This is a genomic window from Nitrospirota bacterium, assembly GCA_040756155.1.
Taxonomy (GTDB): Bacteria; Nitrospirota; Thermodesulfovibrionia; order JACRGW01; family JBFLZU01; genus JBFLZU01.
The window spans coordinates 1-17,573 of record JBFLZU010000095.1 but is presented as its reverse complement, the minus strand read 5'-3'; the positions used below and the strand labels follow the sequence as shown (position 1 = coordinate 17,573).

Below are 17,573 nucleotides of genomic sequence, written 5' to 3'. Positions count from 1 at the left end.
AATACCTCTGGTTTCAGGTGTTCATTATAGAAATGCCAGAAGAATATGAATACAATCGCAAGTAATGCCTCATCGCTATGCATTACATAGAGAAGTTCCCATACCCAGTTAGAAGCCCAGGAAGGAATTAATATAGCAGTTTTTGTTGGAAATGCAAGCGCAAGCCCTGATGTTCCTATAATGAATATGCCCCAGAAGACCGCCCAGTAATCAAACTTCTGGGTATATGTGAATCTTCCGAATTTAGGTTTCTGGCTGGATATGCCGAGGAAGTATTTGATATTCTGAAAGAAATCCACGAAGTCCTTTGGGGCTGGAACTATATCAAAACTAAGATTCCCCTTGGAAAAACGATAACCAATATATATCAGGTGATATACAAAATCAAGAAGCATCGTAATCCCTGCTACCCTATGGATAATCCCTGCGGTCTCAGGACCACCCCATATCTTTATCCACCAGCTCGAGTATTCTACCTCTGGATACTTTAAAGACCATCCTGTCAGAGCCACAATGATAAAGGTGGTAAACAGTATTATGTGCTGAATTCTATAATGTATATTGAATCTCTCGACCTCCTCAGGGAGTTCGTTGATCTGAGACTGAAGCCTCTCTTGATCCATCTTCTTCCCTCCTCTTCTTTCTCAGGTAATCCCTTATTATCGCATATGCCTCAAGGAGCACATGCATCATACAGCCTGTGATAACAAATACTGTCAATACGATAAGAAACTTCTCTGTATAGTACGGTATGGGATTGTCTTTACCAGTGGGTTTGTGTGTAATGGCTGCCACGAATTTTTTGTTTGCACCAGGATGGCATCCACCGCAGAGGTTTATCCTGTTCGTTCCGAATACCATTGCCTGTGGGTCTGTGCTCTTCTTTACATCGTGACTCCCATGGCATGTAGTGCATACAGGCACCTTTTTATGTCCAAGGATGTATTTTTTCCCATGAAAACTTTCTTTATATCGTTCAAGAACTTGTGTACTGAAACCATATGTCTTTGAGACCAACTCACTTTCATGACATCTCCCGCATGTCTCCACTACATGTCTGAAATCTACAGGGGACTGACCCAACTTGCTGGAAATCACATAGTGAGGTGAGCCATGGCAGTCCAGGCAGAAGGCACCGTCAGACTTCTTCTTCTCAAATATATTCACCCCATGAACACTCTTTTTGACCTTCTCAAATACATCTGGATGGCATTGATTACAGGCAGAAAGCGCAATCGGTTCTACCTTGCTCTTTATTTTAAGGAATGAAGAGATATCCAGTATTGATTTATCGATGTATTTCTCTGTAGTTTTGTGAGGGGTGTCAATGTATTTAAGATGACAGGAGGTGCATTCCATGGAGCCGTGAACAGATTTTGAGAACCTCTCACCATCTATAAACATGACTCCTTCTGAAGTCCCGTGACATATCAAACACGAAAGGCTATTTGCAATGACTGAATTAGGAAGAAATACAACCACAAGTAATACTGTAAAAATTATGATTGGAAAAAGCATTTCCTTTCTCTTCATACTTCCTCCCTTTTGGTAACAGTTTAGTTTTCCAAAAAACTTTTGCATTCCTAATCTTTCATTCTCTCTATTACTTTTTGTTGCCCATAAAGGGCAACGCTACAGTAGCGCCGACCTTCATGGTCGGCTTTTTGTTGCTTAAAGGGTTGCCCTACATGTTTTTTATTGTTCTTATTGTATAGGACTGCAAAGATTTTCGCAATATCCTAATGCTCTCTCCTAAGGCATTGCTATAAAGTTAAGGGAGGCTGAAGCCTCCCCTACTCTCTCTTTTGCTGGTCCATTCTGGTCCATTTTTAGTTATTTCATCTTCACTGTCTCTTCTGCCTCTTTCACCTTAGCAGGTGCTACCAGTGCACTCACGGTATTTACAATATAACCAGCAACAGTCCCAAGAATCGCACCGACTACAAGACTCAATGCAGCAATGCAGAATATCCCTAAGGTGATTCCGACTACCAGTATCGCCCTCACAAGAAGGGTCGGCGCAACAGCATCACCGATGATCTTATTGAGCAACATCAGTGTTCCATAACCACCAAAATAGAAGCCTGGAAGTATCCCGAAGATTAAGAAGGCAATTCCACCAAGGGTTGCCCCGATCTTCATCCCTATTCTTAGTGTATTTTTTCTCTCCTCTTTCATCTTAATCCTCCTCCTTTCATTTTATCTGCGCTGTTTCCGTTAATATATATTGAGCAAAAGATATGCCAGAATACCAGATAACTTAACACATTGATTTTAAAAGATATTTTTAACAGCGATCGGAGAAGAAGGTGGGATTAACTGTAACAAAAAGGCTACATGATTACATTAAAAAGCAGAATCACCAATTATTATAATCACTTACAAAAAATAACCTTTCCCCTTCAAAAGATTATAAAAAGACTACACTTTTAGATTATAGATGTCATCCTGTTATATATCACATTCATTTCTTTGCAGATCTTATAAACATCATCAATTTTCTCATCGCTTACTGATGGCATAGCGATTATCACTTCTTCTATATCCTTTTCCCTGATAATATTAGCCATATCTGACCTCGTCCCAAGAACAGGTATACCATAAATATTCTTTCCAATCTTTGCTCTATCATCATCTATAAACCCAACTGGATTGTAATTCAGTCTACTGTTATTCTTTAACTCACGCAGCAGCATATAACCTCCATCTCCTGCGCCATATATGAGTATCCGCTTGCCCTTACGCTGTGCAATCCCTGAAAAGTACTCCTTAAAAAGCCTTAATGATACCCTTGCTCCAGCTATAAGAAGCAATGTGATCATCCAGTCTATTACAAAGACAGCCCTCGATAGCCCTGAAAATCTTGTGAAGTAGACCATAGCCGCAATAGAAATAATCGAACCAAGCGATACTGCCTTCAGTATCGAGATAAGGTCGTATATACCGATATACCTCCATTCACCTTTATATAACCCGAAGAAATAAAACATGCTGAACTTAGATATAATAATAACAGGAAGTGAGTATTTGATTACATTAAGGATGTCTGAAGTGATTACACCTTCAAACCTTATTAGGTGTGCAGAAAAGTATGCTACGATTATCAATATCAAATCAATAAATATCTCAGCCAGTCTCTTTTTATTCAAGAGAAATACATCTATAAGTGTCACATTCTTTTTATGTTCGATATCTGAGGTTCGATATTCTTCATCTGAAACCCTTTCATATACCTCTATCTGACCAAGAAACATACCAAAAAAGAATAGAACAACCATCGCTATAATAACGATGAGCAGTGTTATGTAGATATTAAGATAGACCCCTGTAACAGCGAGTAAACCAAAAAAAATACTGATTCCATAGAGTATCAATACCGCTTTTCTTTCTGATAGTCCAAGCATAACCAGTCTATGCGAAATATGGTCTTTGCCTCCCTGAGAGAGTGGTATTCCCTTGAGTCTCCTGACAACCGTAACCAGTGTTGTATCGAATATCGGAACAGCGAGAACAGTTACAGGTATTATCAATGTGACCGCAAGGTTAGATGCCTCCTGCCATGTGCCCATTAATGCTACAGAAGCAAGCGAAAATCCTAAAAACATGCTCCCTGAATCACCCATAAATATCTGAGCGGGGTTAAAGTTATATCTGAGAAAACCAAGTGCAGCACCAGCTATAGATGCTGTCAGATACATCAACACGGCATTCCCGCTGATAAATGAAAATACAAAAAGTATTATTGATGATATAAAGGCTATGCCTGAAGATAGGCCATCCATATTATCTATCAGATTGAACGCATTGGTTATAGCAATAAACCAGAATATTGTTAATGGCACACTTATAAAGGGGTTCGTGATTATCTCTATCTGGAGTCCGAGAAACACAGCAATAGCAGACACAATAATCTGCCCGACGAGTTTAATCTGCGGTGGAAGTTTTTTAATATCATCTATAAGACCGAGCAGAAATATCAGAGTACTGCAGATAAGTAAATTTACAAAGGGTGTTATACCTTCTTTATGATAGAGGTTTAACAACAGGATGGTTCCTATAAATGCAAGGTAGATTGCTACCCCCCCAAAAAGTGGGGTTGGGGTTTTGTGCCATCTATCTGTATCTGGATGTGAAAGATACTTATATCTTTCTGCAATCCTCTTGACTGCAGGGGTCAAAAGATAAGAGATGGTCAGGGCAGAAATAAAGTAATATAAAGGGTTCATCTTAATCTCTTAGACGATAGTATTCAATCACATTATTGAGTATTGCCTCAAGACCAGTCGTTGGTCTCAACCCAATAATTTTTTCCATCTTTGTTATATCTGGCACCCGCCGTTGCATATCTTCAAAGTCTTTCTCATATGCCTCTTCGTAGGGGATATAGCGTATCTCTGACTTACTTCCGGTAAGATATTTTATTCTATCAGCCAGATCCTTGATGGATATCTCTTCTGTACCACCAATGTTTATTACCTCTCCAATAGCATCAGGTGAATTGATAAATGCAATGATAAATTTTACAACATCCTTGACATAGGTAAATGTGCGGGTCTGTTTCCCGTCACCATAAACTGTTATTGGTTCATTTCTTAATGCCTGTTGAACGAACCGTGGTATTACCATACCATAGCGCCCTGTCTGTCTCGGGCCAACTGTGTTAAAAAATCTTGCAATTATCACAGGTAGTCTCTTTGTCTTCCAGTAAGCGAGTGCCATAAATTCGTCAAGGAGCTTTGATGCTGCATAGCTCCACCTTCCTATTGTTGAAGGTCCATAAATAACATTGTCTGTCTCTTTAAGTGGTGCGTGTGTGTGTTTCCCGTATACTTCAGAGGTAGACGCTATAAAGACTTTCTTCCTGAATCTGTTTGCAAGTTCAAGTACGATCTCTGTGCCCTTTATGTTGGTTTCAAGTGATGTAAGTGGATTCTCGATAACATGCTTTACACCTACTGCGGCTGCAAGATGTACAATCACATCGCTCTCCTCAATTAGCTCAGACATCCTTTTATAATTCATAATAGTATCGATGACATATCCAAATTTATTGTCATCGTTTATGTGTTTAATGTTATCAAGCGAACCTGTAGAAAGATCGTCTATTACAAACACCTCGTCTCCATTTGTCAGATACCCCTCTGCCAAATGCGAACCAATAAAACCTGCCCCACCTGTTATAAGAACTTTCAAGCCAAAGACCTCCTCAGGTAAACCCCGTTAGAAGACCTTCGCCCTTCTAACGGTAAGGCTCACACGGGGCATTAAACCCCGTGTTCGCTCCAAAAGGAATTTATCCTTACCCACGCTGCAAGCAGTGGGGCTTTCTAACGGGGTAAATTATACTAACTCAATTATTAAATCGCAACCTTTCTATCGTTAAGAAGTGAGGTGTAAAGGCTGTTAATATTTGCAACGAGATTATCTACGCTGTATTTTGGATAAACCTCTCTTTGAGCATTATTTCCAAGAAATTCTCTTAGTTCTTTATCCTTTAATAACCTTACAATTGCATCGGCAATTGCTCGAGAATCGCATGGAGGGATAATAATTCCTGTTCTGTTATTCTTTATAAGGTCCGGCACTCCTCCTACTTCCGTAGCAATAACAGGTTTACCAGCAGCCATTGCTTCTATGACAGAGACTGGTGTACCTTCATTTAAAGATGATAAAACCACTATATCAAGGTCTGAGTAAATCTCATGCAAATCAGAACGAAATCCAGTAAAAATCACACTATCCCCGATACCGAGTTCTCTTGTGTAGTCTTCTAACTCTTTCCTGAGTTCTCCATCCCCAATAATAACAAATTTTACATCCCTTGCCCCTTGCCCCTTGCTACTTAATACCATTTTAGCTGATTCAATAAAATACCTGTGTCCCTTTATCGGAACGAGTCGACCTATGATGCCGACGAGGGGGGCTTCCATCGAGATACCAAGGCTGTCTTTAAACTTTCCCTTGTATCCAGATGACTTTGAGCTTGCCGAAAAGAATCCCTCCAGTTCAAGCCCTAAAGGTATAACCTCTATCTTTCGTGAATTACCTATATTCATATCGATGAGCTCTTTCTTCAGTCTGTCACTCAGGGTTATAACCTTTGTTGAAAGCAATGCAAGAACCTTTTCTGTATAGATAAAGATCAGGGACTTAAACCTTCTAAAGTATCCGCTTAGGACATGCCCGTGAAATGTATGGATGATTATTGGAGGTGGTGGATTACCTGCATAATTTGATTTAAATAATTTTTTAAATCTGAGTTCTAAGGTATATAAAAATGCTGCAAGTCTTCCTAATGCCCCTGCCTTTGCGGTGTGGGTATGTATTATGTCAGGTTTTTCCCGTCTTATAAGCGTGTAGATATTAAGGAGGGCTATAATGTCCTTCCTGAAACTGATTTCTCTCCCGAGTTCATCTATTAAAATGGGAGTAACTCCTCTTTTATCAGCAAAATCCAGCATATCACCTTCACCCTCAGACTCTTTCCCCTTTACAAGTATTGTTTTATACCCCATCCTGTCAAGTTCTGAGGTCAAAAGAATGGTATGAATAGCAGGACCACCGATATTAAGACGGGAGATTATACGAATAATTTTTTTCATTCTTTCTATCTATAAATTCTCTATACCAGAGTTCTAATATCAGCAAATTCCAGAGTTGATAATGCCAATTTCTTGTACCACTAATATGTTCATCGAGCATCGTTTTAACAGCATCCTCTCTGAATATGCCTCTTTCAGTCATTCTTCTGCTCAGAAGGATATCATATGCCATTTCCTTTAATTCTGTCCTGAACCATTTATCTATTGGAACACCGAAGCCCTGTTTGGGACGGCTCAGAAGTTCTTCTGGTAGATAGTCTTTAAATGCCTTTTTTAAGATATACTTCGTAGTCCTCCCTTTTATCTTGAGGTCTGAGGGTATTGTAACTGCAAACTCCATAAACTTGTTATCCAGAAAAGGAGATCTCCCCTCAATTGAGTTCATCATTGTAGCAACATCCACCTTAACAAGCAGGTCTTCAGGGAGATATGTCATCATATCTGTATAAAGTATAGCATCCATGAAATCCTTGCTTTTTGATTTTTCAAACCACTTCTTTAGATAATCGTATGAATCTATCCCTGCTATAAAATCCATAAAGGTATCGGTATACATCCACTCCTTGGTTTTATTATCGAAATGGCTCATCCAGAGACAATATCTTTCAAATACAGGTAATTCGGTAGTCTTAAAGAACGACCTGAGGTATCTGAATGTCCTGCCCCTGCCCTCTGGAAAGATGGAGGAAATCCTTTTTAAGAGATGTTTGAAGTATCCTGGAAGATTCTCTAACATTATCGCATATCTTGCACCTATGTATCGAGGATATCCGCCAAATGTCTCATCACCTCCATCCCCGTTAAGCGCAACCTTCACATAGTTCCTCGTTATATTTGATACATGGTATGTAGGGATAGCCGAAGAGTCAGCAAATGGTTGATTATAATACCAGACAAGTCTTGGAAGTATATCAACCGCCTCTGGTTTTACAATAAACTCATAGTGTTCTGTATGGTATCTATTGGCTATAAGTCTTGCATATGGAATCTCGTCGTATTCTTTTTCTTCAAATCCAATCGAGAATGTCTTCACAGGTCTGCTACTCAACTCACTCATCATCGCAACAACAATGCTTGAATCAATGCCTCCACTGAGGAATGCCCCCAATGGAACATCGGCGATGAGTCTCAGTTTTACAGCCTCCCTGAGCCTCGTCCTTATCTCCTCACATAAAGATTCTTCTGATGTCCATTTGCCTTTTTCTGAATATGAAAGATCCCAGTAACGCACAAGTGTAACATCTCCATCTTTCCACAGGAGATAGTGTGCAGGAGGAATGCCTTTAATCCCTTTAAATGCGGTCATGGGGCTTGGGACATACTGATATGTAAGGTAATAATGGATAGCCCTGTAGTCTGCCTCACGGGGAATGGTATCATCTGCAATAATCGCCTTTATCTCTGATGAAAAAACAAGCCTTCTTTCATCCAGATAATAAAAAAGGGGTTTCTTTCCGATCCTGTCTCTTGCAAGGAATGCTATTTTTTTATTCTCATCCCATATGGCAAAGGCGAACATGCCACGAAAGTGTTCTAAAGAGTCAACTCCCCATTCCTCATAGGCATGTAAAACAACCTCTGTATCTGAATAGCTTCTGAATGAATGACCCTTTGCCTCAAGGATTGGTCTCAGTTCTAAGAAATTATATATCTCTCCATTAAAGACAATCCAGAGACTCTGATTCTCATTACACATCGGTTGATTGGCTGAATCTGAGAGATCGATAATTGAGAGTCTTCTGTGTCCCAACGAGACATAGGGTCCTCCATCGAATTTCTTTTCATACACAGCACCATGGTCAGGACCTCTGTGCCAGAGAAGATTATTCATCCGTTGAAGAATCTCAGCTCTAACATATCTGCCATCTAAGTCAACTACACCATAAATCCCACACATGGTATATCTTTAGTAGTGAGTTTGCCGAACTAGTTAGCTATTCACAAGTTCCCTTAATTCCTTCCCTGGCTTAAAGAATGGAGTTTTTTTAGCAGGAACACTCACGCCCTGTCCTGTCTTTGGATTTCTCCCTTCCCGCTCTCTTCTGTGCCTTAAACTGAAACTCCCAAAACCTCTTATTTCTACCTTGTCTCCCCTTGAAAGGGCATCTTTTATGCTGCCAAATACTATATTTATAATTACCTCTGTGTCCTTCTTTGTCAGGCTGTCAACCCGTTCAGATATTTTTTCGATAAGCTGTGACTTGGTCATAATATTTACCTCCCTTTATGGACTATATATATATTGAAGATTTATTTTTCTCTGAGGATATTCCTTAGATATTCCATCTATAAGAGTTCCCTTCAGTATTGAAAGTATACCTAACTTTTTCTCTTCTGTAACCACCTTTGGTTCACCCTTTATACCACTCAGCTCAGCAGCTAATTTTATTGTATCCTCAAGTGTTCCAAGAGTATCTATCAGTCCCATTTCCTTTGCCAGTTTTCCTGTAAATATCCTGCCATCAGCAATGGCTACAACCTTTTCCCTTTTCAACTTTCTTCCTTCTGCAACCGCATCTATGAACTGCTGGTGAATATCATCAATAACACTCTGTAGAAGCCTTCGTTCTTCTGTACTCATCTCTTTAAATACAGAACCAATATCCTTATATTTCCCACTTTTGATCACTATACTCTTGACCCCGATCTTTTCCATCAGTTTCTCTATGTTTGCAAGCTCTAATACAACTCCTATACTTCCTGTAATAGATCCTGAATTTGCTACGATCTTTTCTGTTGCACAGGCTATATAATAACCTCCCGATGCTGCCATTGAACCCATAGATGCCACTACTTTTTTCCCGTTTTTATCTCTTATCTTTTTCACCTCCTCGTAAATTTCCTGGGCAGGAACAACCCCTCCTCCAGGACTATCTATTCTCAGCACAATAGCCTTAACTGTTGGATCCTTATCATATTTTTTAAGCTGTTCAATTACATCCTTTGAGCTGAGTATCACACCTTCTATCCTGATCAATGCAACTTTATCTCTAGAGATAACACCTTTCTTCTCCACAATAAGTGTCATAATCAGTGAAACAAAAGCGACAATTACAATCGTGATAAGACTGACCTTTATGAAATGCCTCCAGTTCATTTTCCTGCCTTCTTTTTACCTGTACCTTTTTGATAAGCCCTCAGACTGAGACCTATCTTTCTCTCCGAAGTATCTACCTTTATAATCCTTGCTGTGATCTTATCTCCGAGATTTGCAATGTCTTCTATCTTTTGTGATGGCTCTTTATCTATTTCAGAGGAATAGATCAGTCCTTCAACACCCTCTTCAAATTCTACAAAGATACCGAAATCTGTTATCTTTACAACCTTCCCTGTTACCGCATCCCCCACCTTAAATTTTTCTGGTATTTCATCCTCCCACGGATCGGGTGTAAGCTGCTTGAGTCCGAGGGAAATTCGTTCTTTATCCCTATCAATCCCCAGTACAACTGTCTCAACCTTCTGCCCTTTCTTAAGCACCTCTGAAGGATGTTTTAAATGTTTCGTCCATGAGATATCTGATATATGGATAAGCCCATCAATCCCTTCTTCCAACCCTACAAAGGCACCAAATTCGGTCATATTTCTGATCCTTCCTTCAATCTTTTGCCCCACTTTGTATTTCTCAATAATTGTTTCCCATGGATTAGGCTCAATCTGTTTCATTCCGAGGGCTATCTTTTTATTTTCCTTTTCTATATTAAGAACCATTGCTTCTATAACATCGCTTATCGCAACAATCTTTGAGGGATGCTTTATCTTCTGAGTCCAAGACATATCTGATACATGAATCAGTCCTTCTACGCCTTCTTCTAATTCTACGAATGCTCCATAATCGGTAATATTTACTACCCTGCCTTTTATTTTCTTGCCTATGGGGTATTTTTGCTCAATCTCAGCCCATGGATTAGGGGTTAACTGTTTATAACCGAGTGATACACGTTGGTTTACCCTGTCATATTTTAGGACAACAACCTTTACACTGTCACCGACCATAAATACCTCTGAAGGATGATTTATCCTTCCCCATGAGATGTCAGTAATATGAAGAAGCCCATCTATACCACCAATATCTATAAAGACGCCATATTCCGTTATATTCTTCACGATACCTTTCAAGATAGCACCTTCTTTAAGTCTGGCAAGTGTCTCTTCCCTTCTTTTTTCTTTCTCTTCCTCTAATACAGCCCTTCTCGAAAGCACGATGTTACCTTTTCTCTGATTTACCTGCAAGACCTTCATCTGGTAAACCTTACCAACAAGTGAATCTATATTCCTGGGTGGTTTTACATCTATATGTGAGTTAGGTAAGAATGCCTTTACTCCACAAACATCTACAGACATCCCTCCTTTGACCTTCGCCACTATCTTACCCTCAACAATCCCTCCTTTTTCACACACACCTGTCAAATCCTCCCACACCTTTATCTTGTTTGCCCTTTCCTTAGATAATATCATATTCCCTTCAGCGTCTTCCCACTCCTCTATATACACATCTATCTCGCTTCCGAGAGATAAACGCTCAAGTTCTTCTTTCTGAAATTCCTGAAGGGGAATTATACCCTCAGATTTATAACCTACATCAACCACCACACCATCCTGCAAGACCTGAATGATCTTACCTTTAACAATCGTTCCTTCTTTTATACTTTTGAAGGATTCTTCGTAAAGTCTTTGAATATCTTCATGGCTTTCTATACGTTCTCTTTTATCAACATCCATTATCTAAACTACCTCCTTTTATTAATCTCTTTTATTCTCTCGATAACTGCATTTATAGCCCAATCAGGCGTAGATGCACCCCCTGTTACGCCGACATTCTCTATGCCATCGAACCATTCTTCACGGAGTTCATCTGGAACTTCTATATGGTAAGTCTCTGTTCCTATTTCTCTTGCTATTTCTGCAAGTCGTCCTGTATTGGCACTGCATCTTCCACCAACAACTATCATGACATCAACCTTTTTTGCAAGTTCTTTTGTTGCCTCCTGGCGTACATGTGTGGAATCACAGATTGTATTAAATACCCTGAGTTCCCTGACAGTTTTTAAACACTCACGGACAATCGAAACCACATTGCCATAATGCTGGGTTGTTTGAGCTACAATCCCCACCTTCTTTCTCAGTTTAACACTTTGAAGTGCTTCTACACTCCCCACAACAATTGCCTTAGAACCTGCATATCCCAGGATGCTTTTTACTTCAGGATGTTCTTTATCTCCGATAATTATTACCTGATACCCTTCTTTCTTCAGGATATCTGCATGTCTCTGTGCATTCTTAACAAAAGGACAGGTAGCATCAATTATCCTATACCCCTTAGTCTTAATATCTGAGTATACCTCTGGCCGTACTCCATGAGACCTTATTATAATACTCCTGATATTTCCCTGATTTATATCTTCAATTTCCTTTACGCCTTCATCTGCCAATTTTTGAACTACCTGTGGGTTATGTATGATTGGGCCAAGTGTATAAGTACCATTTTTATCTTCTGCAGCGGCCTTAAATGCGATATTAATAGCCCTCTTCACCCCAAAACAGAAACCTGCATTCTTTGTAATAAATATATTCATCTGTTCACAGTATCCTTAATCTCTGCAATCCTGTCCATTATCTTCTGCCCTATACTTTGATAATCTTCCCTCAGAGGGAAATTAAGGGGCTCACCAAAATAAATGGTAACAGGCGAAAATCTTATGTTCCAGACACCTACCGGCATTGATACCTCTGTTCCTTTTATATATGTGGGAACCACACTCACACCACTGAGGGTTGTTATCAATCCAATACCAGGTTTCGGTTTCTGAAGTAACCCATCTTCACTTCTTGCCCCCTCTGGGAACATCGCTACGACCTCACCATTCTTAAGAAGTGAGATAGCCTTCTTAATTGCCGTCCTATCAGCCTTATCCCTTTTTACAGGAAATGCATTGAATTTCTTAATAAGACATCCCAGCAGAGGCATCCTGAAAAGTTCTTCCCTTGCCATAAAATTTACTCGTCTCTTTATAGCACATCCGAGAAGTGGAGGATCCAGATAACTTACATGATTAGATGCCACGATGACCCCCCCCTCTGCTGGTATATTTTCATCTCCAACAACCTTCAAACGGAATAAAATCCTGGCTAACACATATACAATAACATGGAAAACATCATATAAAACCCAACCCATTATTAATAAAAGGATTCAAGAATTCGAGGGTTCAAGTGTTTGTTTTCTAAGGTCTTCACTTGAATCCTTGACCCCTTGTCCCTTGAATCCTATTTTAAGTTTGCTTATTTCTACAAGCATTTTCTCAACCACCTCATCCACGCTCATATCTGTAGAATCAATATAGATAGAGTCATCAGCCTTTCTCAATGGTGCAATTTCCCTTGTTGTATCGTTATAGTCCCTCTCAATAATTTCTTTAACCGTTTCCTGAAGATTTGAATCAATCCTGCTGAAAATCAGGTCATCAAGTCTTCTTTTCCCTCTCTCTATAACTGAAGCGTCAATATAGAACTTAATAGAAGCCTCAGGAAATACAACTGTTCCTATATCTCTACCCTCCATTACTACATCATGCTCCTTGACGAACCCTCTCTGCAACTCAAGCAGAGATTTCCTTACCTCAGGTATCGCAGAGACTTTAGATGCCATCATTCCCATCTCAGGAGTCCTGATCTCTCCTGTCACATCACAACCATCTACATATATCCGGTCATTATCTATCTTGATTTTTATAGATCTGCATAACTCTTTAACAGATGCACTATCATTAATATCGACATTCTTTTCCTTTGCTTTCCATCCAACTGAACGGTATATTGCACCAGTATCAACATATAGATAACCAAGCCTTTGAGCTAATATCCCTGCTACAGTGCTCTTGCCGGCGCCTGAAGGTCCATCTATCGCTATAACCTTACCCATGTCCATTCCGTATTTTAATTAACGACCCCAATGTTTCCATAAACCCGGGAAATGATGTATTTATGCAGTCTGTATCTTCGATCACAGTCTCTCCTTCTGCAACAAGACCTGCTATGGCAAGTGCCATTGCTACCCTGTGATCACCATGACTCTGGCAGACCGCCGCCGAGAACCTCCTGCCTCCCCTGATTCTTAATCCATCATCCATCTCATCTAAGTCAATACCCATCTTCCTGAGTTCAATCGCTATTGCATGTATACGGTCAGTCTCTTTATACCTTAATTCCTTTGCATCCCTGATAATGGTTTCACCATCGGCAACAGAAAAAGCGACGCACAGTATTGGGAATTCATCTATCGTCCTCGGAATAGCATCTCCTCCTATTTCAATACCTTTAAGCTGGCTTGCCCTTATCGATATATCCCCGACTGGCTCTCCACAGACTTCATGTAACTCTTCAATCCTTATATTCGCCCCTGCCTCTTTTAGTACATCTATAAAACCTGTCCTTGTCGGATTTAATCCCACATCCTTTATCGTTAAATTAGAGCCTTTGACAATCGTTCCTGCCACGATAAAGAAGGCTGCTGAAGATAGATCTCCAGGAATATTTATATCTCTACCTTCAAATGTGGCTCTCCCTTTTATCCTTACAGTTAATCCCTCCTCTTCCACTTCAACGCCAAATCCTTTTAACATCCTTTCTGTATGATCTCTCGATTTTGCAGGCTCTGTGACCGAGGTCTTTCCATCAGCAGTCAGACCTGCAAGTAGCACTGCGGATTTTACCTGTGCACTTGCAACAGGAGATGTGTGATCTATAGGATGTAATTCCCTCCCTTCTATTGCAATTGGCGCAAAACTACCTTCACCTCTCCCTAAAATCTCTGCGCCCATTTTTGTGAGCGGCTCAATAATCCTCTTCATCGGTCTTCTTCTCAATGATTCATCCCCTGTGAGAACAGAGAAAAAATCCTGTCCCGCAAGTAATCCTGAAAGTAGCCTCAAAGATGTGCCAGAGTTACCTAAATTCAGGACATCCTCTGGCTCTGAAAGTCCACTAATACCTTTACCTTCAATAGTCATGCAATTCTTATTTGTGTTATCTATCTGAACCCCCATTTTCTTAAAAGCCATCACGGTATTCATTGTATCTTCGGCTATCAGAAAACCCTTTATACGGCTCTTTCCTTCTGCTATGGACGAAATAATCACTGCTCTATGAGATATGGACTTATCGCCAGGAACCCTGATAGTTCCCCGCAATGACCTTACAGGAGAAATCCTTAAAGCCTTAGAATTCACCAAGTTCTGTCCTCTGTCTTCTGTGTTCTGTCTATAATCCATCCCTCACCTTCTTGGCAGCCACAAATTTCTCAATAAGCAAATCCCACCTCTTTTTCTGCAGACTGCGTTTTATCATATCAAGCTCTTGTTCAAAAAGTTCTATCATTTCGATTGTATTGTTACTGTTTAACATACATATATCTTTCCACATCTCTGGAGAGGAAGATGCGATCCTCGTTGTGTCTCTAAATCCACCCCCAGAGTATTCAAGATACCTACCTGCATCCAATCTTGCTACGGTATTTACTAAAGCAAATGCAACGATATGGGGAAGATGACTCACTGCTGCAAATATCCTATCATGCAACCATGGGTCCATACTTGTAACCCTGCAACCGATCACTTCCCATAGTTCTCTCACTACTTTTAAAGCATTCATATCTGTCTTGCTCGTTGGGGTAAGGATGCACAAGGCACCATCAAACATGTAAGAAGATACAGCCTCTATCCCGGAACGTTCTCCACCTGTAATCGGATGTCCTCCGATGTAATAAACACCATCGGGGATTATCCCTTCAATCATGCCAACCAGTTCTCCTTTTACACTCCCTACATCTGTCAATGTGCTCCCCTTTTTGATTTTATCTTTTATACCCCTGAGAATATCAATAAAACTCCCTACTGGTGAGCAAAGGATTATTATATCTGCACCGATGACAGCCTTTTTTGCCTCTGTATAGAACTCATCAATCGCACCTATCTCTACTGCTTTTTTAAGATTTTCTCTATTTCTCCCAACGCCGACTATGCAATCAGCAAGACCTTTTCTCCTGCATGTCAATGCCAACGAGCCACCTATAAGCCCTACCCCTATGATAACCATCCTGTTAAAATGCACACCCATCTAAGCCCTTTCACTTATTACTTTTAGTTCTTATTTGATTTGTCATTTTACATTTTGATTTTTGCATTTTGATTTTTATTTGTTGAATTCCTTCAACTTTTTACATCTCCCTTCCCACAGCCGATGCGATAGCCGCCAGATCTACCATCAATTGTTTAAATAATTTTGGCTTGAGGGACTGTTCACCGTCAGATAGTGCCTCTTCTGGATTTGTATGAACCTCAATGATAAGTCCGTCAGCACCTGCTGCAATTGCTGCCTTTGACATTGCTGGAACGAGTTCCCATTTCCCGACACCATGGCTTGGATCAACAATCACAGGGAGATGGGTTAATTTCTTTAACAAAGGTATAGCGCTTAAATCTAATGTGTTTCGTGTTTCTGTCTCAAATGTCCTTATGCCCCGTTCACAGAGAATAACCTTATGGTTACCTTTTGACATTATATATTCTGCTGACATCAGAAGTTCTTTGATCGTCGCAGAAAGACCCCTCTTAAGGAGAACTGGTTTATCATAGGAGCCGACCTCTGTAAGTAACCGGAAGTTTTGCATATTTCTTGCTCCTATCTGTATTACATCGGCATACTTCATAATCAGTTTGGTATCCCTCGGATCCATAATTTCTGTAACTATTGGTAGACCAGTCTTTTCCCGGACCTCAGCCAGATACCGCAATCCTTCCTCTCCCAGCCCTTGAAAGGTATATGGCGAAGTCCTTGGCTTAAACGCCCCACCCCTTAAAAAGGTGGCACCTGCTGTCTTTACTTCCTCCGCAATCCTTATAAGTAAGGTCTTATTCTCCACAGCACACGGCCCTGCCATTACATGAATCCTCTTACCTCCTATAACCCTTCCAGCAATAGCGATAGTAGTATCCTCAGCCTTAAACTCCCTGCTTGCGAGTTTATAGGGCTTTAGTATAGGGAGTACCTTCTCAACACCTTCGATAACCTCAAGTGGCTGATCCCTTAATGCTGTTTCATCACCAATCGCACCAATAATAGTCCTCTCTACACCCTTTGAAATATGAGCAGTTAGTCCTAAGCTTTTAAGTTTTTTGACGATATGTTTTATCTGTTCCTCTGTCGCATCTGGTTTCAGAACTATTATCATTTAAAGCCTCCCTGTCTTCTGTAGTATCTCCTTTAATGTCTGTATGAATCTTCTATTTTCCTCTGGTAATCCTATTGTTATCCTCAGTTGTGTTGGTCCCATCGGTCTTACAATCACCCCTTTTTTTAAGAGTCTATCATATATCTTTTTAGAGTCCATTTTAAGGTCAATGTAGATAAAATTTGCCTCTGTAGGTATATAATCAATGCATAGTGATTTAAATTCTTTATACAGAAATCTCTTGCCTTCTTCATTTATCCTGCGAGACTCTTTCACATGCCCATGATCTGAAAGGGCAAAGAGGGCAGCCCTCTGTGCAAGCGAGCTTGTATTGAAAGGCTGCCTTACCCTGTTCATATAATTAACAAAACTTTCTTTTGTTAATCCATAGCCTATCCTAAAACCTGCAAGCCCGTATATCTTGGAGAATGTTCTCAGTATAATGATATTTCTTCCATTCTTTAGGTATTGCAGGGTATCAGGGTAATCTTTTGCTGTTACATATTCGTGATATGCCTCATCTACCACAACTATTATATCCTCAGGAAGGCGCTCCATAAATCTTCCGAATTCTGAAGCTGTATTTATTGTGCCGGTCGGATTATTCGGGCTCGCTATAAAGACCAACTTTGTAGAACTGGTTATCTTTGATGCCATAGTCTCTAAGTCGTGCCGTCCTTTCTTTAGGGGGACTAGTATGCTCCTGCCACCTGCTGCCTGAACGATTGTTGAATAAACCACAAATG

17 protein-coding genes are annotated in these 17,573 nt (G+C 40.1%); all 17 read right to left on the bottom strand.

The features are described 5' to 3' along the window. Nucleotides 1-623, bottom strand: a 623-nt coding sequence (locus tag AB1488_09135) for a cytochrome b/b6 domain-containing protein (protein ID MEW6410252.1), incomplete at its 3' end; no start/stop codon positions are given. Next, on the bottom strand, nucleotides 580-1,533 hold the full coding sequence (locus tag AB1488_09130) for a hypothetical protein (GenBank protein ID MEW6410251.1): 954 nt from the start codon (nucleotides 1,531-1,533) through the stop codon (nucleotides 580-582). The genes AB1488_09135 and AB1488_09130, both read right to left, overlap by 44 nt. A gap of 300 nt (nucleotides 1,534-1,833) precedes the next feature. Continuing rightward, nucleotides 1,834-2,178: a hypothetical protein gene (locus tag AB1488_09125; GenBank protein ID MEW6410250.1), complete on the bottom strand. Its 345-nt coding sequence runs from the start codon at nucleotides 2,176-2,178 to the stop codon at nucleotides 1,834-1,836. A gap of 251 nt (nucleotides 2,179-2,429) precedes the next feature. Further along, entirely contained in the window at nucleotides 2,430-4,226 is a 1,797-nt protein-coding gene (locus AB1488_09120) for a hypothetical protein (protein ID MEW6410249.1), read from the bottom strand. A 1-nt stretch (nucleotide 4,227) separates the two neighbouring features. Beyond that, nucleotides 4,228-5,193 carry a GDP-mannose 4,6-dehydratase gene (locus AB1488_09115; protein ID MEW6410248.1) on the bottom strand — a complete coding sequence of 322 codons (966 nt, stop codon included), beginning with the start codon at nucleotides 5,191-5,193 and terminating at the stop codon, nucleotides 4,228-4,230. A 164-nt stretch (nucleotides 5,194-5,357) separates the two neighbouring features. Next, entirely contained in the window at nucleotides 5,358-6,602 is a 1,245-nt protein-coding gene (locus AB1488_09110; protein MEW6410247.1) for a glycosyltransferase family 4 protein, read from the bottom strand. After that, complete coding sequence (gene asnB, locus AB1488_09105) at nucleotides 6,568-8,499, bottom strand: asparagine synthase (glutamine-hydrolyzing) (protein ID MEW6410246.1); 1,932 nt, start codon at nucleotides 8,497-8,499, stop codon at nucleotides 6,568-6,570. The genes AB1488_09110 and asnB overlap by 35 nt, the downstream gene beginning before the upstream one ends. A 33-nt stretch (nucleotides 8,500-8,532) precedes the next feature. Continuing rightward, nucleotides 8,533-8,811: an integration host factor subunit beta gene (locus AB1488_09100; GenBank protein ID MEW6410245.1), complete on the bottom strand. Its 279-nt coding sequence runs from the start codon at nucleotides 8,809-8,811 to the stop codon at nucleotides 8,533-8,535. A 15-nt stretch (nucleotides 8,812-8,826) separates the two neighbouring features. Continuing rightward, complete coding sequence (gene sppA, locus AB1488_09095) at nucleotides 8,827-9,699, bottom strand: signal peptide peptidase SppA (protein MEW6410244.1); 873 nt, start codon at nucleotides 9,697-9,699, stop codon at nucleotides 8,827-8,829. Further along, nucleotides 9,696-11,321: a 30S ribosomal protein S1 gene (locus AB1488_09090; protein MEW6410243.1), complete on the bottom strand. Its 1,626-nt coding sequence runs from the start codon at nucleotides 11,319-11,321 to the stop codon at nucleotides 9,696-9,698. Before AB1488_09090 ends, sppA begins: the two co-directional genes overlap by 4 nt. Before the next feature lie 8 nt (nucleotides 11,322-11,329). Then, nucleotides 11,330-12,175, bottom strand: coding sequence for a 4-hydroxy-3-methylbut-2-enyl diphosphate reductase (ispH, locus tag AB1488_09085; GenBank protein ID MEW6410242.1), 846 nt, complete (start codon nucleotides 12,173-12,175; stop codon nucleotides 11,330-11,332). Beyond that, nucleotides 12,172-12,777, bottom strand: a complete 606-nt coding sequence (locus AB1488_09080; GenBank protein MEW6410241.1) for a lysophospholipid acyltransferase family protein — start codon at nucleotides 12,775-12,777, stop codon at nucleotides 12,172-12,174. The genes ispH and AB1488_09080 overlap by 4 nt, the downstream gene beginning before the upstream one ends. Before the next feature lie 15 nt (nucleotides 12,778-12,792). Continuing rightward, nucleotides 12,793-13,521: a (d)CMP kinase gene (cmk, locus tag AB1488_09075; protein MEW6410240.1), complete on the bottom strand. Its 729-nt coding sequence runs from the start codon at nucleotides 13,519-13,521 to the stop codon at nucleotides 12,793-12,795. Beyond that, complete coding sequence (gene aroA / locus AB1488_09070; GenBank protein ID MEW6410239.1) at nucleotides 13,514-14,869, bottom strand: 3-phosphoshikimate 1-carboxyvinyltransferase; 1,356 nt, start codon at nucleotides 14,867-14,869, stop codon at nucleotides 13,514-13,516. The genes cmk and aroA overlap by 8 nt, the downstream gene beginning before the upstream one ends. After that, nucleotides 14,859-15,713 (bottom strand): prephenate dehydrogenase/arogenate dehydrogenase family protein, encoded by an 855-nt coding sequence (locus AB1488_09065; GenBank protein ID MEW6410238.1) that lies wholly within the window; start codon nucleotides 15,711-15,713, stop codon nucleotides 14,859-14,861. The genes aroA and AB1488_09065 overlap by 11 nt, the downstream gene beginning before the upstream one ends. A 100-nt stretch (nucleotides 15,714-15,813) precedes the next feature. Beyond that, nucleotides 15,814-16,827 (bottom strand): 3-deoxy-7-phosphoheptulonate synthase, encoded by a 1,014-nt coding sequence (gene aroF, locus AB1488_09060; protein ID MEW6410237.1) that lies wholly within the window; start codon nucleotides 16,825-16,827, stop codon nucleotides 15,814-15,816. After that, a partial coding sequence (locus tag AB1488_09055) for an aminotransferase class I/II-fold pyridoxal phosphate-dependent enzyme (GenBank protein MEW6410236.1) occupies nucleotides 16,828-17,573 on the bottom strand: 746 nt, incomplete at its 5' end.